The 22,167-nt window shown below is 65.9% G+C and carries 21 protein-coding genes and 1 pseudogene; 12 read left to right on the forward strand and 10 right to left on the reverse strand.

Features of this window, described 5'->3' with window-relative positions:
- Positions 1–231: 231 nt before the first annotated feature.
- From AC3DEV_RS15290 to AC3DEV_RS15300, 3 genes and pseudogenes are all read left to right on the forward strand, one after another.
- Positions 232–2,202, forward strand: a complete 1,971-nt coding sequence (locus tag AC3DEV_RS15290) for an oxidoreductase (RefSeq protein WP_488372701.1) — start codon at positions 232–234, stop codon at positions 2,200–2,202.
- A gap of 193 nt (positions 2,203–2,395) precedes the next feature.
- On the forward strand, positions 2,396–3,349 hold the full coding sequence (locus AC3DEV_RS15295) for a PDR/VanB family oxidoreductase (protein ID WP_488372625.1): 954 nt from the start codon (positions 2,396–2,398) through the stop codon (positions 3,347–3,349).
- A gap of 291 nt (positions 3,350–3,640) precedes the next feature.
- Positions 3,641–3,839: pseudogene (locus tag AC3DEV_RS15300) on the forward strand (IS256 family transposase); the annotation flags it as partial.
- Between the two features lie 88 nt (positions 3,840–3,927).
- On the opposite strand, the gene AC3DEV_RS15305 reads toward AC3DEV_RS15300, so the two are convergent.
- The 4 genes from AC3DEV_RS15305 to AC3DEV_RS15320 all read right to left on the reverse strand — a co-directional run bounded on the left by AC3DEV_RS15305 (position 3,928) and on the right by AC3DEV_RS15320 (position 9,329).
- Positions 3,928–5,670: a PEP-utilizing enzyme gene (locus AC3DEV_RS15305; RefSeq protein WP_488372626.1), complete on the reverse strand. Its 1,743-nt coding sequence runs from the start codon at positions 5,668–5,670 to the stop codon at positions 3,928–3,930.
- A 92-nt stretch (positions 5,671–5,762) separates the two neighbouring features.
- A complete protein-coding gene (locus AC3DEV_RS15310; RefSeq protein WP_488372627.1) occupies positions 5,763–6,770 on the reverse strand; it encodes an LLM class flavin-dependent oxidoreductase in 1,008 nt (335 codons plus the stop codon).
- A gap of 9 nt (positions 6,771–6,779) precedes the next feature.
- A complete protein-coding gene (locus AC3DEV_RS15315) occupies positions 6,780–7,832 on the reverse strand; it encodes a zinc-dependent alcohol dehydrogenase (protein ID WP_488372628.1) in 1,053 nt (350 codons plus the stop codon).
- Positions 7,833–7,895: 63 nt separating this feature from the next.
- Positions 7,896–9,329, reverse strand: coding sequence for an FAD-dependent oxidoreductase (locus tag AC3DEV_RS15320; RefSeq protein ID WP_488372629.1), 1,434 nt, complete (start codon positions 9,327–9,329; stop codon positions 7,896–7,898).
- Between the two features lie 353 nt (positions 9,330–9,682).
- On the opposite strand from AC3DEV_RS15320, the gene AC3DEV_RS15325 reads away from it, so the two are divergent.
- From AC3DEV_RS15325 to AC3DEV_RS15335, 3 genes are all read left to right on the forward strand, one after another.
- Entirely contained in the window at positions 9,683–10,870 is a 1,188-nt protein-coding gene (locus AC3DEV_RS15325) for a cytochrome P450 (RefSeq protein WP_488372630.1), read from the forward strand.
- Between the two features lie 58 nt (positions 10,871–10,928).
- Positions 10,929–11,348, forward strand: coding sequence for a nuclear transport factor 2 family protein (locus AC3DEV_RS15330; RefSeq protein ID WP_488372631.1), 420 nt, complete (start codon positions 10,929–10,931; stop codon positions 11,346–11,348).
- Between the two features lie 173 nt (positions 11,349–11,521).
- Complete coding sequence (locus AC3DEV_RS15335) at positions 11,522–12,835, forward strand: cytochrome P450 (protein WP_488372632.1); 1,314 nt, start codon at positions 11,522–11,524, stop codon at positions 12,833–12,835.
- A gap of 235 nt (positions 12,836–13,070) precedes the next feature.
- Here the strand turns inward: AC3DEV_RS15335 and AC3DEV_RS15340 are convergent, their stop codons facing one another.
- The 6 genes from AC3DEV_RS15340 to AC3DEV_RS15365 all read right to left on the reverse strand — a co-directional run bounded on the left by AC3DEV_RS15340 (position 13,071) and on the right by AC3DEV_RS15365 (position 16,382).
- Positions 13,071–13,337, reverse strand: coding sequence for a nuclear transport factor 2 family protein (locus AC3DEV_RS15340; protein ID WP_488372633.1), 267 nt, complete (start codon positions 13,335–13,337; stop codon positions 13,071–13,073).
- On the reverse strand, positions 13,298–13,930 hold the full coding sequence (locus AC3DEV_RS15345; RefSeq protein ID WP_488372634.1) for a histidine phosphatase family protein: 633 nt from the start codon (positions 13,928–13,930) through the stop codon (positions 13,298–13,300). The genes AC3DEV_RS15340 and AC3DEV_RS15345 overlap by 40 nt, the downstream gene beginning before the upstream one ends.
- Complete coding sequence (locus AC3DEV_RS15350; RefSeq protein ID WP_488372635.1) at positions 13,927–14,475, reverse strand: nuclear transport factor 2 family protein; 549 nt, start codon at positions 14,473–14,475, stop codon at positions 13,927–13,929. Before AC3DEV_RS15350 ends, AC3DEV_RS15345 begins: the two co-directional genes overlap by 4 nt.
- Positions 14,472–14,894 carry a nuclear transport factor 2 family protein gene (locus tag AC3DEV_RS15355; RefSeq protein WP_488372636.1) on the reverse strand — a complete coding sequence of 141 codons (423 nt, stop codon included), beginning with the start codon at positions 14,892–14,894 and terminating at the stop codon, positions 14,472–14,474. The genes AC3DEV_RS15350 and AC3DEV_RS15355 overlap by 4 nt, the downstream gene beginning before the upstream one ends.
- Positions 14,895–14,908: 14 nt before the next feature.
- Positions 14,909–15,742, reverse strand: a complete 834-nt coding sequence (locus AC3DEV_RS15360) for a MaoC/PaaZ C-terminal domain-containing protein (protein ID WP_488372637.1) — start codon at positions 15,740–15,742, stop codon at positions 14,909–14,911.
- A 133-nt stretch (positions 15,743–15,875) separates the two neighbouring features.
- The gene (locus tag AC3DEV_RS15365) at positions 15,876–16,382 is read right to left on the reverse strand and encodes a YybH family protein (protein ID WP_488372638.1); all 507 of its coding nucleotides are present in this window, start codon (positions 16,380–16,382) and stop codon (positions 15,876–15,878) included.
- Between the two features lie 235 nt (positions 16,383–16,617).
- Here AC3DEV_RS15365 and AC3DEV_RS15370 point away from each other — a divergent pair, with 235 nt between their 5' ends.
- The 6 genes from AC3DEV_RS15370 to AC3DEV_RS15395 all read left to right on the forward strand — a co-directional run bounded on the left by AC3DEV_RS15370 (position 16,618) and on the right by AC3DEV_RS15395 (position 22,144).
- Complete coding sequence (locus AC3DEV_RS15370) at positions 16,618–17,115, forward strand: nuclear transport factor 2 family protein (RefSeq protein ID WP_488372639.1); 498 nt, start codon at positions 16,618–16,620, stop codon at positions 17,113–17,115.
- Positions 17,116–17,218: 103 nt separating this feature from the next.
- A complete protein-coding gene (locus AC3DEV_RS15375; RefSeq protein ID WP_488372640.1) occupies positions 17,219–17,620 on the forward strand; it encodes a Zn-ribbon domain-containing OB-fold protein in 402 nt (133 codons plus the stop codon).
- Between the two features lies 1 nt (position 17,621).
- Positions 17,622–18,830 carry a thiolase family protein gene (locus tag AC3DEV_RS15380; protein WP_488372641.1) on the forward strand — a complete coding sequence of 403 codons (1,209 nt, stop codon included), beginning with the start codon at positions 17,622–17,624 and terminating at the stop codon, positions 18,828–18,830.
- Complete coding sequence (locus AC3DEV_RS15385; protein WP_488372642.1) at positions 18,827–20,008, forward strand: CaiB/BaiF CoA transferase family protein; 1,182 nt, start codon at positions 18,827–18,829, stop codon at positions 20,006–20,008. Before AC3DEV_RS15380 ends, AC3DEV_RS15385 begins: the two co-directional genes overlap by 4 nt.
- Positions 20,005–21,150, forward strand: coding sequence for an acyl-CoA dehydrogenase family protein (locus tag AC3DEV_RS15390; RefSeq protein WP_488372643.1), 1,146 nt, complete (start codon positions 20,005–20,007; stop codon positions 21,148–21,150). The genes AC3DEV_RS15385 and AC3DEV_RS15390 overlap by 4 nt, the downstream gene beginning before the upstream one ends.
- A gap of 34 nt (positions 21,151–21,184) precedes the next feature.
- Entirely contained in the window at positions 21,185–22,144 is a 960-nt protein-coding gene (locus AC3DEV_RS15395) for an acyl-CoA dehydrogenase family protein (protein WP_488372644.1), read from the forward strand.
- Positions 22,145–22,167: the final 23 nt, after the last annotated feature.

The raw sequence follows: 22,167 nt of genomic DNA on the forward strand, positions 1-22,167 counted from the left end.
GGGTGTAGACCGGCCATCTTTCGCTGAGCGGGGTATCCACGATCCATGGACGCGAGATGTCTACCATGCGTTCTTCCTCCTCGTAAATGTGACCTACGCCTCAAAGTAAACTCTATAAGGCGACTATTTTGCAATAGATCATCGGCCGGAGTGTCCGTAGAGTCCGTTGAGGCCGGTTCGGACCACGGCCGCTGGCTCACTACTTGTGTAATTCACACGACTGGAGAACTCATGGCTGAGCGGTACCCGCACGTCTTCCGGCCGCTGGACATCGGGAAGCTCACCCTGGTGAATCGCATTGTCCGGACGGCGCACACCACCCACCAGCCGTTCGCCGGCGGCGAATCGAACCTCACGGATTACCACCTGGCACGAGCGCGGGGCGGTGTAGCGTTGTCTATCCTCGGAGCCTCGTCTGTACATCCGTCGGCGCCGATGGAGATCGCGTCACATCTCGACAGCGTGATTCCGCAGTACCACGCACTCATGTCGGCGTTGGAACCGTATCCGATGAAGGTGATGCAGCAACTCTGGCACGGCGGTTCAGCCGGGCGTCAGAATGCTCAAGGGGGACCACCCTGGGCTGCGAGCGCCATTCCGAATCCGATGCGGGGGACGACTCCGATCCCGATGACGCAGATGATGATCGACGAGATGGTGGCAGGGTTCGCCGCCGCGGCCGGTAGGGCGAAACGGGGTGGACTCCACGGTGTGGAGTTGCATGCCGGCCACAACTATCTGATCGCGCAGTTCCTGTCCCCATTGACGAATCGACGGTCCGACGACTACGGCGGGAGTGTGGAGAACCGGGTGCGCTTCCTGCGCGAGATCCTGACCGCGGTGAGGGCGGAAGTCGGTGACGACTTCGCCGTGGGCGTCCGCATCTCCGGGGACGAAGCGGTCCCCGGTGGAATGGATCCCGCGGCCGCCGGTGATGTGGCCCTGGCTGTCCAGGAGCACGTCGATTTCGTCGATGTCGCCTACGGCGGCTACTACCGTTTCGACCAGATGATGGCGACCGGGGACGGGGCGCCACTCGGATACGAACTGGAGTCGTCGACTGCGGTGACTCGTCGGCTTTCCGTTCCCACGATCGTGACCGGGCGGATCATGACGCTCGACCACGCGGACCGGATTCTGCGTGAGGGGGGTGCCGAGATGGTCAGCATGGTTCGTGCCCTCATCGCGGACCCCGACCTCATTGCCAAGAGCAGAGAAGGTCTGGAGGGGCAGGTCCGGCCGTGTATCGGCACGAACGAGGGGTGCGTGGCATCCCGACGCGGGGACTTCGGCTGCGTGGTGAACCCGGAGGCGGGGAGGGAAGGGGCGCCTGCGGCCGTGATCCGACCAGCGGATGAGGCACGTCGCATTCTCATCGGTGGCGGTGGGCCGGCAGGGCTCGAGACCGCTCGGATGGCCGCACTGCGCGGGCACTCGGTCACGCTGCTCGAGCTGACCGGTCGGTTGGGCGGTCAGGTCGCGATCGCGGCCAGCGCCCCCCATCGCGCGGACTTCGGAACCCACGTCCACTGGCTCGAGTCCGAGGTGCGCCGGCTCGGGGTGGACGTCCGGCTCAAGACGCCGTTGGAACCGGACATCGTCGCCGAACTGGCTCCCGACGACATCGTGGTGGCGACAGGGTCGTCGCCTCGCGGCGACGGCTTCTCGATGGCCAGGCCGCTCCGGGAGTTCTCTCCGGCCAAGCAGCGACTGTTGCGTACGTCATGGGAGGTGTTCGGCTTCGGTGGCAACCTGGGGCACCGCGCCTCCGTGGTCGTCGTCGACGACGTCGGTGACTTCGAAGCGGTCTCTGTGGTCGAAGCGTTGGTGGAAAGGGGCACCGACGTCACCCTGGTCTCTCGACAGGACACGTTCGGAGTGGCCGTGCCCGAACCCGTGTCCACCGTGCAGGCGGCGCGGGATCGTCTGGCCGGTCATCCACGTCTGACTCATCACGCCAACGCGGTACTCAGGGATGTGGACGCACGCGAATGCGAGATCGAGTTCCTCGGATCGGGGCGAACCCTTGCGATCGCCACCGACGCGGTGGTCGTGGTGAGCGTGAACCTTCCGAACTCCGACGTCACCGAGGTGGTGCGAGAAGACTTCGCCGGCGGTCTCCACGTCGTGGGCGATGCACTCGTCCCGGTGAGGCTTCGTGAAGCGATAGCGCAGGGCAGCAGCGTGGGGCGGACGCTGTAGGCGTGGTGCCCGCGATCGTCGGAATGCTGCCGTTGTCGACGCCGCACCTCTTTCTCGGTCACGTGACCCCGGAGCGCGCCGATACATTGACTTTAGATAGTTGATAATGCGATTATCTAGGTGCGACACATATCCCACATCGGCCCGCTGCCACCGGGTGTTGTGTACCCACCGGATCGAAGAGGACTGTCTCATGGTCACCAACTCCACGTCGTTGAGACTTCGCGTAGTCGAAGTCCGCGAGATCGCCGACCGCATCGTCGAGATCTCCTTGAGTGATCCCGACGGCGCCGATCTGCCGGATTGGGATCCGGGGGCGCACATCGACGTCCAGCTCCCCTCTGGACTCGCGCGGCAGTACTCGCTCTGCGGCGACACCACCGACCACACTCGCTACACCATCGCGGTCCTGAACGAAGAGAACGGGCGGGGCGGATCGAAGGAACTCCACGAGACTGCGGTCGAGGGGATCACGTTTGAACTCAAGCCTCCGAAAAACAACTTCGGACTCGCGGACGCCGAGCACTACCTCTTCATCGGCGGAGGGATCGGCATCACGCCGATGATTCCCATGATCGACGAGGTCCGTCGCCGTGGTGCGGACTGGCAACTTGTCTACGGGGGGCGGACCGAGTCCTCGATGGCGTACCGCGACCTGCTCGCCGCGCACGGTGACGCCGTCGATTTCTGGGTGGAGACCGCCCGCGGCTACCCCGATCTAGCGGCGATCATGGCGGCCGCGCCCGCGGGCGCCGAGGTGTACACCTGTGGGCCGGGGCCGATGATCGACGCTGTGGCCGCCGAGTTCACCCGGCACGACCATCTCGGTGGACTGCACTTCGAGCGCTTCGCTGCGAGCGGTCCACTGGACACCTCCGGGGCATCCTTCGAGGTAGAGCTTCGTGAGACCGGGGTCACCCTCACCGTCGACGCGGGCTCGACGATCCTCGCCGAGGTGAAGAAGATCCTCCCGGACCAGCCCTTCTCGTGCGAGGAGGGCTACTGCGGAGAGTGTGAGACCCGCGTTCTCGAGGGCATCCCCGATCACCGCGACGACTACCTGACCGAGAGCGAGCAGGAGGCCAACGACGTCATGATGATCTGCTGCAGTCGCTCCAAGGGCGAGCGGTTAGTGCTGGAGCTCTGAGCCCGAGCACATAGTACCCCCCCGGGGGTCGTGCAATTCGATGGCCGAGATCGTGCGACATCCGTGGCGACAACGGATGTAGGGCAGGCACCGCGTGATCCTTTGAGGAATCTCCTACGACTCACTCGAACCGGGCCTTCACGATCACCGCTCCTCTGGTCCCCCGCATGGCCGAATCCGTCGACGAGTAGGTCGCCGCGTTCCGTAACCGCCACCGTCGTGCGCCTGTAGTTCGACCGACGGCTGTAGTACCCCGACGGCCGCCCTTACCGGGTTCCCGGCAGCGTCTGACGCCAGATCCGGTCCGACAACTCAACAGAACGGCTCAACCGCCAACTCCGGCGACGCACCGGCGTCGTGGTCACCTTCCGCAGGCCGGGACGCCATCGGCCTGGAAGTCTTCAGCCGATGCCGCCTCACCCTGGCCACCAAGCCTGGCACCAGATCGACGACGAAGGTGACCACCGATCCACTGATGCAGGTTCCCGCTCCACCACTACCGGGGGGTGTGATCCCCGAACACAACCGGAGACGAGCGGGGATCTTCCCCGCCCGTCTCCGGTCGTGTGTCGAGCCGTCTAGTGGACAGTGACCGTTCCGGTGGTGCCGTCAACCGTGATCAACGTGCCGGACTTGATGCGCTTGGTGGCCTGTTCCACGGCGAGCACCGCCGGGATTCCGAGTTCCCGGCTGACGATCGCCGCGTGACTCAGCGGGGAACCCACGTTGACGACGACGCCCGAGCACGTGGTGAACAGCGGCATCCAACCCGGGTCCGTCTCCGGTGCGACGAGGATCTCGCCCGGCCCGAGTTCATCGGCGTCATCAGGGGACATGACGACCCGGGCGACTCCAGTGGCCGAACCGGGGCAGGCGCCCAGTCCGGAGAGCATGTCACCGGCGACGACGACAGGCAGTACCGGGGGATCGGTCCGCTTCTCCCAGCTCGACGGGCTCGGGACCTGTCCTGTGACGGCGATGAAGGGCGGCTCCAGCTGTTCCAGTTGTGCGGCCCATTCCTTACGCTCGGGGATGACCGATGCGACCGACGGGTCGTCGATGAATCGCACCACCTCGTCGAGGCGCAGCAGGGCGAGGTCCTCGTAGCTGTCAAGCAGCCCGCGCTCCTCGAAGCGTCGGCCGAGCTCGCGCAGCGGGAGCCGCACCTCGTGGAGCGCCTTGATGAAGTTGGTCTTGCTCAATTCGCGTGCAGGCATCCACACCGAGAGCGAGTTGACGGCCGCCTGGATTGTGCCCCAGGCCTCCGAGTCCTCTCCGAGTCGCCGGCGAAGGTCGTCGAGGAGAGCTTCGCGCTCGCGGACGACGCGCTCCCCCGTGGTTGCCGGGGACGCACCGTCGGACAGCTTCCGGTACTTGTTGATCATCGAGGTGACCATCTCCGGGTTCGACTCCCAGTCCGGGGGGAAGATGTCCCACTCTTGGGTCGAGCGCGAACCGTATTCGGAGATGAAGGCGTCGAACTTCTCGACGAACTCACCCGCGCTCGCGTCGTCGCTGGATCGGAGCCGGTCGACGGCGCCCTGGACACCCGCGTCGAACTCGGCGGTGACCGCCGCGGAGCCGGCCGCGTCCCGGCCGAGAATCCACAACGCCATGGCCGGTGCCGCAGAGGCGACTCCGCCCCACCCGCCCATCAGTCGGACGCTGAGGGTCGGATCTTCCAGCGACTTGACCGCCTCGTCGAGGAACCCGGTGACGATGGAGGACTCGTACATCATGAGCATGTGCCGGCGCAGAAGCTCCGCGACGTGCTCCTCATGGACCTTGTTCGAGTAGTCGACCAGCTCGTGGTCCGACATCGCCGAGTAGTCGGGCCGTGCCCGGCGCAGTGCGAGCACCGTCTTCGCATCCTCGTCCAGATCGGGTCGCGACGTGGTGCCGATGACACGAGCGATACTGGCGCCGATGCGTTCGACGTACTGCGGGGCGTCATCGCCCGGCCTGGGCTCGTAGGCGGGGGCTCCGCTACTGGGGCCGAGGTACGTGCGATCCATGAGCTCGGGGCTCGCACCGGGCATCCTGACGCCGAAGATCCGCTGGATCGACAGGTTCATGTAGATGTACCCGTGGATGATCCCGAGGATGTCGAGTGAGTCCGTGCTGAACTCGTGCTCGTCGAAGGCGCCGAAATCGATCAGTGCTTGACGCCAGGCGGTCTCCGAGCGCCATCCGCTGATGACCGTCTGCTGGAGGGGAGAGGCCACCATTCCGGCCACCTCGCCTGCATTGCCTCTGGTGTACACGGGGTAGTGCTCGCTGAGCGTGCTGTCCACGACCCACGGGCTGTTGATGTCGACCATGAGAGGTCACCGACTTTCGTTGATGGAGAGATGGGATGGGAGGAGGGGGATCGTGTGCCCGGCGTGGTCACACCGGGTGGGTGATCGAGCCCCTAGGTCCGGGTGAGTGCCCTGACTCGCGGAAGGACGGAGTCTGCGAGGAGTTCGAGGCTGCGCCACGAGAGCTCAGGCGGGAGTCCGCCCAGCAGGGGGTGGAGCCGGAGCTCGTAGTCGTCGTCGAGGGCGGCGATCCGGTCCACCGCTTCATCCGGACTGAGGATCCAGATGTTCGGATCCTCGCGGATCGAGTCGAGCCCCTCCTTTTCCTGCCAGTAGCCGTTGACCTTCATGTTCGATCGTTCACCCGCCCACGATGCGTACATGTTGCTGGCGTGGAGGACGTGGGGCGCGACGTCGTGCAATGCCTTCTCCGGGTCCTCGGCGACATAGACGAACGCCGGCCCGTGTCTCGGGAACGGTTCGGGCCGTGGCTGGCCCTCTTTGGCGCACTGCTCGATGTAGAAGTCGTAGAGCTCCTCGGTGGCGGGGCGGAACCCCAGTCCCATCCGGGCCGCCCGTCGGGCCGAGGGCTTGGCATTTCCACCGATGTAAAGTGTCGGCCCACCCGGGGTTCCGGGTACAGGGGTGACCCTGACACGAGTGCCGTTGTGCTCGAACTCCTCGCCGGTCCACGCGGTGCTGATGGTCTCGAGCTTCTCTTCGAACACCTTCCCGCGGTTCTCGAAGTCGACACCGAACATCTCGAACTCGTGGGGGCGGTATCCGATGCCTGCCGTCACGAGTACGCGGCCGGGCCCGGCGATGAGGTCGAGGACCGCCAGGTCCTCGGCCGCCCGGAGTGGGTCGTGCATCGTGATGCACAGGGCCGAGAAGTGGATCTCGATCTGCGTGGTCGCTCCGGCGATGGCGGCCGCGAGGATCATCGGCGACGGGCAGTAGTTGTCCTCGGCGCCGTGGTGTTCCGCCAGATAGACGGTATCGAATCCACGGTCATCAGCCCAGGAGCACTGCTCCACTGCCGCCTTGTACAGCTCACGCGGGGTAGGCGAACCCGGGCCGAGGTCCGGGGCGCGCATGTCGTAGCGCAGTCCGATCTTCATCAGTTCTCCTTAGATCCTGGGGTCGAGGACGATCTTCACGTCCTCGGTGAGCGGGTCGGCGAGGTCTGCGAGGCTGTCGGACAGCCCGTCCAGTGCGATCGTTCGCGTATGGAGGGCGGTCGGGTCGAGCCTGCCGTCGGCCATCAGCTGAAGGACCTCGACGATCTCCGACCGGGAGTAGCCCGCCGCCGAGATGACGGTGACCTCCTTGGCGAGCCACAGTCGGGGTGCGATGGTTGCAGTCGCGGCGTCACCGACCAACACGACCCGGCCGCCTTGGCGCACCGCGTCGACTGCCTGCTGGAGCATGTCCGGATCGCCGGTGCACTCGAAGACCACGTCGTGACCGGTGCCTCCGGCACCGGTTGTGGAGAGGACCGGTTGCGCCCCGAGCTTCTGGGCAGCGGCCCTACGCGGAGTGTTGCGGTCTACTACCGAGACGTGCCGGGCCCCGGCGACCTGCACGCACGCGAGGACGAGCAGGCCGATCGGGCCGGCGCCGAGGACGAGGACCTTCTCGCCCGGGTCGACAGCCCCGCGACGAACCGCGTGCCACGCCACAGCGGCCGGCTCGACCATCACCGCCGAGGTCTCCGCCACCGAGTCGGGAACGGGCAGAACACGATAGGCGGGTACCGTGAGCCACTGGGCGTACCCGCCATGTGGCTGCGCGGGGGAGACGTCGCGGCCCCTCGCAACTGCCATGACGAACGAACAGAACTCCGGGCGGTGTGCCGCACACGAAGCACAGTCACCGCAAGGATCGGGAACGGCCACCACCACACGCAGCCCCTCGGGAAAGCCTTCGACGCCCGAGCCGACCCGATCGATCCGACCGGTCCACTCGTGGCCGCACAGGGTGGGGCCGTGGCCGGTGCCCGTCACATACGCGCGCACCTCCGCAGCACATACCCCACACAGGTCGATCGCGACGGTCACCTCGCCCGGCCCGGGCATAGGCTCCACGAGATCGATCAGCTCGACCGTCGAGATCGCGGTCACCAGCGCGACACTCTGTCGGCGGTCAGCGTCGTCTGCCCCTCCGGCATTCCCGACTGTCATTCAACTCACCTCTCCTCGTCCGATTCGCTCGCGCCGGCCGGCCAGTCCACTCACGCGTGCTGATCACTGCCGCGTCAGAGCATGCTGTGCTGCCACCCGGCCGAAGAAGGAGCCTCCTCCGAGTATCATTCCGCTGCCGTATCCTTTGGCGGTCTGGATGATGCTGGCCGCGCAGGCCCCCGCCGCGTACAGGCCGGGGACGGGCTCACCACCGCCCCCGAGCACCCGGGCCTCCTCGTCGACCCTCAGGCCACCGAGCGAGTGGTAGTGGTACTTGACCGTGTCAGGGGAGAGGTCCAAGGCGGCGTAGGGCCCGTCGGCGAGCGGAACCAGCCAGTCGGGATGCTTGCCGAACTGCGGATCGCGGCCCGCAGCGGCGAACTCGTTATAGGTGGTCAGTGTCGACTGTAGGACGCCGTCCGGCATGTCCAGCGCGGCCTCCATCTCCTCGACGGTCTCCCAGCCGTCCACCACGGCGTAGCCGAACAGCTCGGCGAAATCCGGATAGGCGAAGATCTGTGAATCGACGATGAGGTAGGCCTTCCTGTCGGGCTGGTCGAATATGAATGCGGAGGTGCGGCCGTGGTAGCTGTCCTCGGCGACGAAGCGCACGCCGAGCTTGTTCACGATCACGCCGCGCACGAGTTCCCCCGGCGGATAGAGGCTGGCGGTCGCATGGATCGCGCCGGGCGATTCGGTGTCCGCGCCGATGCCCTGCGCCATCGTGATGCCGGCGCCGTCGCTGGAGTCCTCGCCGATGGGCACGCCGTTCTCGAGCAGGAACGGATAGTCACGGGCGACCATCTCCTCGCTCATCTGGAAGCCACCGGTCGCCAACACGACCCCCCTGCGGGTGGTCGCGGTGTGGTCCTCTCCGTGTCGGCGGAAGCGGGCTCCCGTCACGTGGCCGGTGGCGTCGGCCACAAGGTCCTGCACCCGTGCATCACCGACCACACGGACACCTTCTTCCTCGCAGCGGGCGAGGAGGACCTCCATCATCTTCGACCCGGCGTTGCCCGACGGCCCGTTGACGAGGTGCCCGCGATAAGTCGGTGCCGCGAACTCTCGGTACGGCCATACCTTTTCGTTACCACTGCTGTAGAGTCCGGGCCCCTGGGGAGGGCAAATGTGCTTCTCGGTGTAGAGCTCGCGAGAGAAGGGGACGCCCTGGGACTCGAGCCAGTCGAAGTGATCGGGGCTGCCGTCGCAGTAGCGTCGTAGCACCGCCTTGTTGGACACGCCGCAGATGGCGTCCATGAAGCGGTACATGTCCTCCGGGGAGTCCTCGACGCCCAGATCTCGCTGGAGGCGTGTGCCGCCGCCGAGGTAGATGACACCCTCGGTCAGCGCACTGGTCCCCCCGCCGGCGGTCGCCCGTTCGAGCACCAGCACGTCGGCACCCTTCGATCGAGCTTCCAGCGCCGCGCATGCACCTGTCATCCCCAGGCCGATGATCAACAGATCACAATCGAGGGACGTGTCGACGTTCGAAGTCATGGGCACTCTGCTTTCGTGTGATCCGGTGCGGTTCAGGCAGAGGCGATACACGTCGCTAGCCCGCCGCATCGCGTCCGAGCCGGCGCGAGGATGTGGTGGCGATCACAGTTTTGACCGCGAACTCAATAGTAGAGTATGCGATGATCTATGTCACGACTTAATTTGCGCATCGGCCATCGTCGCAGTTCGAGGCCCTCAAGGGGCGCGCGGTCGCACCGGGCCTGCGGGCCGGGTTGGGAAGACTCGCTAGACAGTGTGGCGTAGCTCACGCTAAAGTGATCTAGGCATCAGCAATTGAGGTCTAGATGATTACCGGTCATCGACGGCCCGAACGCGACCAGGAGGGCCGCCACTTGTCTACGACCGCCGATCCCGAACGGGACGTCCTCGCCAGCTTCGATCTCTTCGACGACGCGTGCTTCGCGAAAATGCCCGGGGCGATGAAGTACGCCCGCGAGAAGTGTCCGGTCGCCCACACGTCCGCCTACGGCGGCATGTACATGGTGACGACGTTCCCCCTGGCGAAGCAGGTCCTCTCGGATCCGGAGACCTTCTCGTCGAAGGAGTCCTCACCACTGCCGAGCCCGGTGCGCCTGCCACCTCTCGACGTCGACCCCCCGCTGCACGAGGACTTCCGTGCCTTCCTGCAGCCGTTCTTCACGCGCCCTCACCTCAAGCAGTACGAACCGGTACTCCGAGAGCTCGCCAGGGACGCGATTCAGACGTTCATCGACAAGGACGAGTTCGACTTCATCCAGGATTTCGCGATCCCGTACACCTCGGCGGCAGCGGCGAAGGTCATCTTCGACGAGGATGATCCGTCGAGGTTGGCGACCGCGGTCACCGCTGTGGAGCGCATCGTGCGGGAGAACAGTCCCGAGTCCTACCAAGGCCTCGCGATACTCGCTGCGGAGTATCTTGCCGAGCGGTCGACGGCGGGGTCCGCGGACGACATCATCGCCGCCGTGGCGAAAGCCACCGTGGAGGGCGGGCGTCCGCTGACGATGGAGGAGCAGGTCGGTGTGGTCACCGTCCTGTTCATCGGCGGCCTCGACACCACCCGCGGCGCCATCTCCAACATCACCGCCACGCTCGCACACGATCCGGCGCTCGAGGAGCGGCTGCGTGGGAGGAACTGGGTCCGAGAGGACCTGGACGAACTCCTGCGGTTCCAGTCGCCGGTCATCGCGCTACGCAGGCTGGTCACCCGGGACACGGTCCTCGGCGATCAGAAGCTCAAGTCGGGCGACATCGTCATGATCATGTTCGCCTCGGCGAACCATGACGACGAGCACTTCCCCCACGCGGAGGAACTCGACTTCGACCGCGGTGACTCCCGACATCTCGCGTTCGGTCACGGCGAGCACAACTGCCTGGGCGCAACGTTCGCGAGGCTGCAGATCGAGGTCGCGTTCGACGAACTGCTCAGCCGGATCACCAACATCCGCCCGGCCGGACCCGATGCTGGGCCGATCTACCAGGCGGGCGCGGTCCAGGCGCCGGTCAAGCTCCAGCTCACCTTCGATCGTCTCGAGCGATGACCGTGGGCGCTCTCGAATCACACCCGACAGAATTCTCAGAACCAGAGGAGATCAGATCGTGAACACTCGCGCCGGCAACATCATCCGCGGCACGCTCGGCCTAGCCACCGAGGAGGGGATCAAGGGCGAGCTCACCGACGCGAGCGTCGACGGCCAGTCCGATCCCTTCCACGAGGACATCGTCGTCCGCGAAGCCCTCGAGCTCCCCTACGGCGGGGAGTGGAAGGGTAAGGAAGGGTTGCGTGCCCTCATGAACAAGATCAATTCGCTCGCCACCCTCACCGTGTCCGACATCGACATCTTCGAGGTCGACGAGGAGAACGTCATCACCCGGCAGAAGGCCACCTTCTCGCGCGAAGGCGTGGAGAACTCACTGACCATCCCCATGGTCGAGGTCTACCGTCTGGACGACGGTCAGATCACCGAGATCGACGTCTACTACAAGGACACCAAGGCGATGGTCGACTTCCTCGCCTGAACTGCGCGCTGCCGCGCGGTCGTGACAGACGAACGGCACCGTCGGGGGATGGCCTGGCACCACCTCGCGGCCATCACCGTCCCCGAGATGAATCACGTCAGCGGTGCCGAGACAGTATTCCCACGTTGACACCATCCCCACGCTCAGAAAGCCGGGGAGTTAAGGAACATACGATGACGCCGAAGGTCTCCTGGCCCACCACCATCCCGGACGGAACAGGGCTCGACGAGCTGGTCGCCGTCGAGCCCGAAGCCCGCAAGTGCCCGTTCCCCATCTACGAGACGCTCCAGAAGGAGTACCCAATCGCGTGGAGTGGGGCGCTGAACGCGTGGGTGGTGACGAGGTACGACGAGGTGCTCGAGATCCTCAGGCAGCCTGAGCTGTTCTCCAGCCGGTTCAACAGCGGACCGGGGTCGGTGACCTCGCTCGCCGGACGAATCGTGGAGGACGAGAGCTATCCCGAGGAGACGCGCCGGCACGCCGCGCGCCGCCTCGGCCTCGCCGAATCACCAGTGCTCGTGAACTGCGACCCGCCCGAGCACAAGCGACAGCGGCGGCTCGTCACGGCGGCGTTCTCCCCGAAGAGCGTCGAGAAGATGGTCCCGACCATCACCAAGGTCGCCGAGCGTCTCGCCGATGAGGTCGTCGCCAAGGGGACGGTCGACTTCGTCCAGGAGTTCACCTTCCCGTTGCCGATGACCATCATCGCCTCGATCCTGGGAGTGCCCACCTCGCGAATGGAGGACTTCAAGCAATGGACCATAGCGTTCACCCAGGGTGTGGGCGCGTTCAACCTCACCCGCGAACAGATCATCAACCTCTTCCAGCGGGTCAACGACTTCTACGACTACTTCGACGAGCAGATCGACGACCGGATAGCCAACCCTGGTGATGACTTGCTGTCCGACCTCATCGTTTCGCGCATCGACGGCGATCGGCCTCTGACCCGTGATGAGCTGCTCCAGATGCTGGTCCAGTTCCTCGTCGCGGGCAACGAGACCACGACGAATCTCATGGGCACCTGCCTGTTGACCCTCACCGAGAGGCCCGAGCTCTTCGCCGAGATCAAGCACGACCGTAGCCTGATCCCGAACTTCATCGAGGAGATGCTGCGCCTCGAGGCCCCGACGCAAGGGATGTTCCGGACCGTCAACGAGGACTACACACTGGGCGGAGTCGAGATCACAGCGGGACAGATGGTCTACATGATCTACGCCGCCGCGAACCGGGACCCCGAGGTGTTCGCGTGTCCAGCCGAGATCTCCGATAAGAACGAGAAGAGCCGCCACCTGTCGTTCGGCCGCGGCGAGCACTTGTGCCTGGGCATGCACCTGGCACGGCGCGAGACCGTCATCGCTTTGGAGCTGCTGCTCGACCGCATCGACAAGATGGTCCCGCAGGGAGAGCTCTCCGACATCGATTATCACCCCAGCTTCATGCTGCGTGGAATCGCCTCGCTCCCGGTCGTTCTCACACCGGAATCCTGAGCGGCCGGACCCTGGTCCGGAAGTGCACCGCGTTCGTCCGAACGTAGCCGGCCCTCCTCGGCAGTGAGCCTGCCGGGGAGGGTCTCCGGCTCCCGCGCGACGATCGCGGCCCTGCTCAGGGGCGAACCGACGAGACCGATGTGCTCGATCCCGTCCGGTGCTCAACTGCGAGGTGTCGGGTTCTTTCGGGTGTCCGTGCGCAAGGGAACTCAGAGAAGGGCCCGCTTGAGTCGGGTCAAGCGCGTCCGGGAGCACAGCCGCCGACCGTCTTTCCGGGGTGGCTGGTCGACTCCTCGAAATCGATGACGAGATCCTCGGTGAAGATACTGGCGAAACAGACCCAGTCCTTCGTGTCCACGCATCGGCAGTACTTGGCCTTCAGAGCTCGGATCGTCTCGATCGACTCGAGTCGGTCGAGACGCTGTTCGACGCTGAAGTGTGCTGCAGAAACGAACGACTCCCTCAGTGGGTGACCAGATCGTGGTCGCGGAGATGGGTGCATTCGTTGACCGTCTGCACGGCCCACCGGCCGTCGCGGAAGCGGACTCGCGTGACCGAGGCGTGGGTGGCGAAGAAGAAGATGTCCTGCTGGATTCCTAGGATCGAGGCGAGAAAGGTGCTGATCGCTCCGCCGTGACTGACCACTGCGACTGTGCTACCCGGATGGGCCTCGGCGATCCCTGTCAGCACAGAGGTCAGCCGATCGCGGACCGCGGCGCTGTCCTCGCGTCCGCCCCCTCCTGCCTCGATCTCGCGTAGTTCGGGGCGGATCTCCACGGTCAGGGTCTCGCTCGAATGGCGCGAGAGGGCGCCAGCTGTCAACGATGCCCGGGTCAGGTGGCTCGAGTAGACCGCCGCGAGCGGTTCGGCGGCGAGATGTTTGCCGGTGAGATCGGCTTGGCGGGCACCGGTGTCGGAAAGGCGGGGGCCGGATGCTCCGCCCGCCGCCAGGTCCTCATCGCTGAAAGACTGCTGGGCGTGACGAACCAGAATGACCTCAGTCCACGGAGGGTCGAGGAGCATCTCCTGACGAAGGTTGGCTCGGGACTCGTGGAGCAGGTTGGTATCGAATTCCAGTCCTGCGGTTCCGGTCATATCCTGTCCCCTCCTGCGGTTCCCAGTTCGGTCTTCTCTCCGTCGGAGAGCGCCCGGAGCACACGATGGTGCTCGCCAGCGTAGATGTGCTCGCCTTCGATGAGTCCCTCGGAGTTGATCGGCCACAGCACCAGTGCACGGTGGCTGACCAGATAGCGACCGTCAGGATGGACCTCCTCACCTGACTCCGCCTGTGTGACAGCGAGTTCGCTTCCGGCGAAGGCGTAGTGGAAGTCGCCTTCGGTCACGACGGTCTCCTCGTCGACGACGACCCGGTGCAGCACGTAGTCAAGTCGGTTGCGTCCACTCCGGACCAGGGCCTGGTACCAGGCGAGGACCTCGTCATGGCCGTTCGGGCCGGTGCTGTCTGAGGCGCCCCAGATCGTGTAGGTCGGGTCCGGGACGAGTGTGGCCATGAGTGCCTCCATGTTGCCGGCGACTTCCTCGACCACGTGTCTGCCGACGACCTCGAGGTTTCGTCGGCGGATCGGATCCTGCTCGCTGGTGAGCCGGTCGAGTAGTGGCTGCCAACCCGGGGTGCTCATGCCCGCCCCACGGTGGTCGCCCGTCGGCTGGCGAATCGCCACCCGTCCTCGTCGCGTCGGTACCCGTCGCGGTAGTGGCCCCACTCGACCAGGCCGCCCGATCCGAGCATGTGAACGTAGGCCGTGCCCCGCGCGTGGTCGCGGTCGACGACGTCGATAACGTGCGTTCCCACGCTGTGGAACACCGGGCTAGGCCGATCCGAGCCGGAGCTCAGACGTGCGGCGTATCTCTCCAGGAACTCGAGGATCCGATCACAGCCGACGTACTGCTGGCGATCGCCGTGCTCGACGTACTCCAGCACGCCGTCGGTGCCGAAGAGCGCTGCCATCTCTCTCAGTCGCCCGGTGTCGCCATAGAGGTTGTATCGGGCGACGAGATCCCGTATGGATTCCCTGGCCAGCAGTACGTTCTGGTCCATTACTGCTCGCACCCTCAGCTGAGCCTGGCCGTGCCGCTGCTCAGGACCACTTTGTCGTCGCGGCCCCTGACCCGGAACCGGACGGTCCGGTCCCCCGACTGCCACACGTCGACGTGCAACGTGTCGCCCGGCCACACTGGCGAGGCGAAACGCGCCCCGATCGAGGCGATCCGGGTCGGGTCCCCGCCTGCCGCGTCGAGTACCGCGCGCCCGGCGAAACCGAAGGTGCATAGGCCGTGGAGGATCGGGGAGTCCATGCCGGCGCGTGCCGCGAACGACGGATCGGAGTGGAGCGGGTTGTAGTCCCCCGAGAGGCGATAGATCAGGGCCTGATTGTCGGCCACCGTGTATGACGTGGTCGTAGTGGGCGGCCCTGCCGGTTCCGGGGTGGTCGAGGACGGGCCGCGCTCGCCGCCCCAGCCGCCGGCACCCTTGATGAAGAGTGACGCTCGACTCCTCCACAGGGGTGTGCCGTCGGCGGTACGGCCCTCGGTCTCGGCCACGACGAGCGCGGCCTTCTCCTTGTCCCACATCTCCGCGATCCGCGTCGTGGCCACAGCCTCACCGTCAACCGGGAGTTCCCCGAGAAGGTGGATCTCCTGCTCGGCATGAAGCAGGCGGGTCCAGTCGATCTTGCCCGCCTGCTTGAGAACGCTGAAGTCGACGCCCAGGGTCACCGGCATCGTCGGCAACATCTGCTGGGGGACGTCTCGGGTGTTGTTGGTGGTAAAGGCCAAGTCCTCGGTGCCCGCGCCGACCCCGAGTGCATACAACATGCAGTCACGGGCGTTCCACGTGACACGGGTGGGTTCGGAGGTGGCGCCGATGGCGGCTGGATCCAGGGGCATGGGAATCCCTCTCCCGATAGTCGTGTACTAAACTATCTAAGACTCTAACACTTCAACTCGCCCCAGCGTGGGGCATTCCAACGTGAGAGCGGTGCCCGCCCCGTGGGGGATCGACGAGAGGCTCCGGTGACTACTACGTAGTGGCGTTCTCGCGCGCCGCCCGATCGGGGGTGGAGTCTCGCGTCGGGTCGGGATCGTGGGGTCCCGGCCCGTGATCGATCATCGGAAACCACTGTCCGGTGAGATCCATCGGCCCGAGGTAGGCGATATCCACATGACGGCGTGCGAAGCGCCACGCTCCCTCCTCGAACGTGAACGTATTGTGGTACACCCCTTTCAGCAGTACCGGCGGGCCCTCCATGGAGATGAGGTGCTCGACGAGGTAGAGGCGCGCCGCGGGCGTCTCGCCGTCGAGCGCGAAGGCGATATTGTGCGACTCCTGCCAGACGCGCTGGTATCTCGACATCGACTTCTGCCAACGGGCGACGATGGCTTCGCGACCGCGCGTCCTTTCGCCCATCATGTTCCATTCGCCCTCGCGGGCCCAGCAGCTGGCGTAACTGCTGGCGTCCTGACGCCACACCGCATCGCTGGAGCGTGCGATCAGATTCCGCAGTTGGAACTCGGTCTCGGCGGTCATGCCGTTCCTCTCGGTCGGGGCTTGGTGTGGTGCCGGACTCCGGGCAAGTCTGGGCGCGGGTCCGTCGCGGATCGATGCGCCGGTCACACTTCACCGTAGTTCAGGTGGGCGTGGACGGCCCCGCACGCAAATCATCTAGGTGTCACTTGTCGAAAGCTAGACTATATGGAGCGCTACCAGGCGCGCGCCTGGTCCGTCTTGTGGGCCGAGCGCCACAAGTACGAGGGAGACGATCATGTCCACATCCGAACTCGAGGAGCTTCGGGGGTTGACCCGGCGGCTCGCCGACGTCGAGGAGATCAAGAAGCTCAAGGCGCGCTACTTCCGCTATGTGGATCTGCACTGGTGGCCCGAGCTCCGGAGCCTTTTCGTCGAGGATGCGGTGTTCGAGATCGGCGAGTCGACGACCTCGCCCGGTTCGGTCGATGAATTCATCGCTGCCATCGAAGCGCACCTGGGCCGCGCGATGAGTGTCCATCACGGACACATGCCGGAGATCGACATCGTCGGCGACGGGCGTGCGCACGGCATCTGGGCGATGTACGACCGGGTCGAGCCGGGCGAGGGCAGTGGCTACCCATTCCTGACCGGGTTTGGCCACTACACGGAGGAGTACCGCAAGGTCGACGGCGAATGGCGCATCGCCCGGCTCCGACTGACCAGGCTCAAGCGCTCTGTCGACGGCGAGGTTGTCCTCGGCGGGGATGTCGATGGCCGGCGGGAGCTCTCCTGAGGTGCGCCCCGGAGCGATCTCGCAAGAAGCCTCGACTTGTCAATAGTCGTGCAATAGACTATCTATAAATCAAGGAATAGTCGGACAAACTCCGGGAGGGCTCATGCCTGACACGATCCCCGCGGTGGACTACCTGGCACTGACGCCGGAGCCCCACCTCATATCCAACGAGTGCGCTGCCTGTGGCGCGCTCTATTTCGATCGCCGCAACGCCTGTGCGAGGTGCTCCGCCACCGAGTTCCGGGTCAGGGAGCTCGCGACGGTGGGCGTGTTGACGGCCTACACGATCGTGCACCGCGCCGCCAAGGGCCTGGACGCGCCCTATACGTCCTGTGTGGTCGAGCTGGACGGAGGAGGGGTGGTCAAAGCCAACCTGCGCGGGGTCACCGATCCCGAGCTCATCACGCCAGGTCTCAAGGTCCGGCTTGTCACCTTCCCCGCGGGTCAGGACGACGACGAGACCACCGCAATCGCCTTCGGGTTCGAACCGATCGGAGACAACTGACATGGGCGCAGAAGACATCTGGATCATCGGCACCTCGATGACCAAGTTCGGTCGGTTCGCCGACCAGGACCTCCTCGACCTCGCGTCGACGGCCTCGCTCGATGCCCTTGCCGATGCGGGTCAGACGATGGCGAACATCGGACTTCTCGCGATGGGCAACGTCTATGAGGCGAACTCCCACAATGGGCAGAGGCTGCAGAAGCAGATCGGCCAGACCGGGATCCCGGTGTACAACGTGGTGAACGCGTGTGCCACCGGCGCGACCGCCGTCCGCGTCGCCATGATGGCGATCAAGGCCGGAGAGTGCGATACCGCACTCGCGGTGGGCGTGGAGAAGATGGGCAAGATGGGCATGCTCGGCGGCGCGGCCAAGGCCCGGGGCGAGAAGAAGATCTTCACGCCGAAGGGCCGCTACGGGTCAGTAGTCAAGACCGAGGGTCTGCTGGGGACCGGCATGATGCCCGGGGTGTTCGCCCAGGCTGGGACGGACTACGCCCTCAAGCACGGGGTCACCGCGGAACAGTTCGCCAAGGTCGCAGTCAAGAACCACGCGCATTCCGTCCTGAACCCCCTGGCGCAGTACCGCAAGGAGTTCACGCTCGATGAGGTCATGTCCGCCGAGGTGATCGCCTACCCCAACACGCTCCCCATGTGCTGCCCGACCGGAGACGGCGCGGCCGCGGTCGTCCTGGTCTCCGACTCCCGTCTGCGGACGCTCGATCCGGATGTGCGGAAGCGGGCCGTCAAGATCTCCGCGTCCGTCCTGACCTCCGACCCGTGGACCGAGGGCGGTCAGGTGCAGCCCGACGTCAACACTCTCACCCGGATGGCGGCGGACGCCGCGTACGAGCAGGCGGGTATCGGTCCGGATGACCTCGACCTGGTCGAGCTGCACGATTGTTTCGCCACTGCCGAACTACTGCACTACGACAACCTCCGTCTGTGTGAACCGGGCGGCGCTGGCGACTTCATCGATTCCGGCAAGCCGACACGTGACGGGAGCACGCCGGTCAACGTGTCGGGTGGCCTCCTTTCGAAGGGGCATCCGATCGGGGCGACCGGTATCGCAAACCTCTTCGAGGTCGCCACACACCTCCGCGGCGAGGCTGGCGACCGGCAGATCGAGGGCGCACGAGTCGGAATGACACACGTGATCGGCCTGGCGTCCGCATGCGCCGTTCATATTCTCGAAGCAGGGGCGACATCATGAGTGCTGGGCCGCTCGCGGGCCTCCGGGTCCTCGAGATGGCCGGCACCGCCCCGGCACCCTTCGCCTGCATGATGTTGGCGGATCAGGGAGCCGAGGTCCTCCGCATCGACCGTGCAGACAAGGTCAGGCCCGGCCGTAGCGCGCCGCTCGACCCCCTGGCGCGCGGCCGCCGTTCTGTTGCCGTCGACATCAAGACTCCGGAGGGCGTCGCCCTGGTCAAGCAGCTGGCGGCTCAGGCAGACGTCATCGTCGAAGGGTTCCGTCCGGGGGTGATGGAGCGATCCGGCCTGGGCCCGGATGACCTCCTGGCGGTGAACCCCCGGTTGATCTTCGGGCGGATGACGGGGTTCGGTCAGGAAGGCCCGCTCGCACCGCGAGCCGGCCACGACATCAACTACATCGCTGTGTCCGGCGCGCTCGAGCCGATGGGCCGACGCGGAGAGCGTCCGATGGTGCCGCTCAACGTCGTCGGCGACTTCGGAGGAGGTGGGATGCTGCTCGCCTTCGGAATCATGACGGCCCTGCACGAGAGGAACGTGTCGGGCCGGGGGCAGGTCGTCGACACCGCGATGGTCGACGGCGCCGCCCTGCTGACGGCGTTCGTGCACGGGCTCAACGCCGAGGGCAACTGGTCAGCGGAACGAGGCACGAACCTCCTCGACGGAGGCGCCCCCTTCTACGACACCTATGAGACGGCCGACGGAAAATTCATGGCCGTGGGCGCCCTGGAGACACGGTTCTACGTTCACCTGCTCGCGGGACTGGGACTCGACCCGGCCGATCTCCCCGACCGGATGGCACGGCGGACCTGGCCCCAGTTGCGGGAACGCTTCGAGGCCGCCTTCAAGGAGCGCACTCGTGACGAGTGGTCCGAAGTGTTCGCCGACCTCGACGCATGCGTGAGTCCGGTCCTCGCGCCGGCCGAGGTGGCAGCGTCCGCACACGCACGTGCCAGGGACGGGTTCATCGACGTAGGCGGCGTCTCGCAACCCGCTCCCGCCCCACGGTTCAGCCGCACTCCCGCGGTGACGCCGACCGCGCCTCGCTGCCCCGGAGAGGACACCGAGGAGGCACTTCTGGACTGGGGCGTCTCCGTGGCGGAGATCTGCAGGTTGCAACAGAGCGGAGTGATCGCGTCCTCCACCATGGAGGACCGAGTGGAGGAGCAGTCGGCGTGAGCAGTCAACTCCGAGTACCAGAGACCGTCGAGGAGTGCCGGGAGGCCTTCCGCCGCTGGATGGGGGACCATCGTGCAGAACTGGAGGAGTTCAGGGATCCGGGCACGGAGATCTCGGACATCTTCACCGGTCTGCGGCAGCTGCAGCGGATCATGTACGACGCCGGGTGGATCAGGCTCGGCTGGGACGAGGCCATCGGTGGCCTCGGCGGTCAACCCATCATGCGCAGCATCGTCAGTGAGGAACTGGCGTCGGCGGGTTACCCTCCCCCGTTCTCGTTCGCCACCCAGGAGGTGCTCGGGCCCGCGGTCGCCGAATTCGCGTCCAGGGAGCTCGCCTCCGAGATGATGCCGCGCCTCCTGCGCGGAGACGAGTCGTGGTGCCAGGGGTTCTCCGAACCCGGCGCGGGAAGCGACCTGGCGTCACTGCGCCTGCGCGCGACTCGGGACGGTGATGCGTGGGTGGTGTCAGGGGAGAAGGTCTGGACGAGCTGGGCACAATACGCTGACCGGTGCGTGCTGCTGGCCCGTACCGGTTCCCCCGATTCCGGACACAAGGGGATCACCGCGTTCTTCCTGGACATGGATACCCCCGGGATCGAGATCGCACCGCTGCGGAGCATGAACGGCGACGACGAGTTCTGTTCGCTGTACTTCGATAACGTCCGCATTCCCGAGAGCAGGGTCCTGGGTGAGGTCAACGGCGGCTGGGCTGTCGCGATGTATGTGCTCAGCGGCGAACGCGGGGCTGCCGCCTGGCAGCGACAGACCTGGCTGCGCTCCCGACTGGACGAACTCGCGGCTGACCCCGGCGACACGCCGGATGCGACGCTCGGGGAATCTCTCGAGCTCATCCACGCCATGCGGTTGCTGTCCCGGCGGACGGTCCGCACCCTCTCGGAGGGTGACTCGCCGGGTGTGTCGCCCTCGTTGGACAAGCTCGCCATGTCGACAGCCGAGAAGTTCCTCTTCGGTGCGGCGCTCAACGGAATGGGCAACCAGGTTCTCTTCGGAACCGACGCTGCCTCGCACGGCTGGCGCAACGACTATCTGTACAGCAGGGCCTCCTCGATCTACGGGGGAGCCGCAGAGATCCAGCGCAACATCATCGCCGAACGAATCCTCGGGTTGCCCCGTGGATGACGCCGCACCGCGCGTCGCAAGCTGAGGAGTGGGAATGGAAGCACACGAACTGGCCCAGGTGTCTGACAGTCTGCGGAAGGCGGTCCGGAGCGGAGGGGCCGCCGACGTCCGCCGTGCCGTCGAGGAGTTTGGCTGGCACGAACTCCTCGAGGAGGAAGCACAGGCTGCAGTGACGACGTTGTTCTCCCTGCAGGGGGAGCTCTTGCTCCCCGCGACCTTCCTCGACGACATCCTCAGGGCGATGTCCGGTCTGGGACTGTCCGAAGGGACGCGTGTGGTGCTCCCGGGACGAGGAAGCGCGGAGCCCGCCAGTAGATTGCTCGATGCCGAGGTAGACGTCGACGGCGTGGTCCAGGCAGGGTCGGGGCCGGTGCTCGTGCCCTGTTTCCGGGGGGATTCCGAGTGTGCTCTCGTCACGGTGGAGATGAATTCTCCCTCGGACGCCTCCGGCACCATCGACCCGGAATCCGGATGGGTCACCGTTGCCGGTAGGTACTCGGTCTCCGAACGGGTGGTCTCCGGCGATGAGGCGGTGGCGGCGTGGGCGCGGATGGCGGCCGCCGGGAAGCGTGCGCTCGCACATGAACTCGTCGCGATCGGGGGGGAGATGTTGCGGATGACCGTGGAGCACGTCACCTCCCGCGAGCAGTTCGGCCGGGCACTCGGGTCGTTTCAGGCGGTCAAGCACAAGCTGGCCGATGTCCGGCTGTGGCAGGAGGTGGCGCTTCTGTCTGCCGAGGCGTCCTGGGAGGACCAGAGCACGGAGAGCGCAGCCCTGGCCAAGGCGGCAGCCTGCCGGTTCACCGGAACGGCCCGAGAACACTGCCAGCAATTCCTGGGAGGAATGGGCTTCACGTGGGAACACTCGTTCCACACCTACCTGCGTCGCGCGCTGGTTCTGGAGACCCTGCTCGGGTCGGCGACCGCCCAGCACCGGCTGTTGGGGAACGCTCTGCGCGAGGGAACACTGTCGCGGGAGCTCGCGGGCCTCTGAGCGCCGTGAGGCTCCGGGCGGAC

Source organism: Dietzia sp. IBK-p2-15D, from assembly GCF_057773105.1.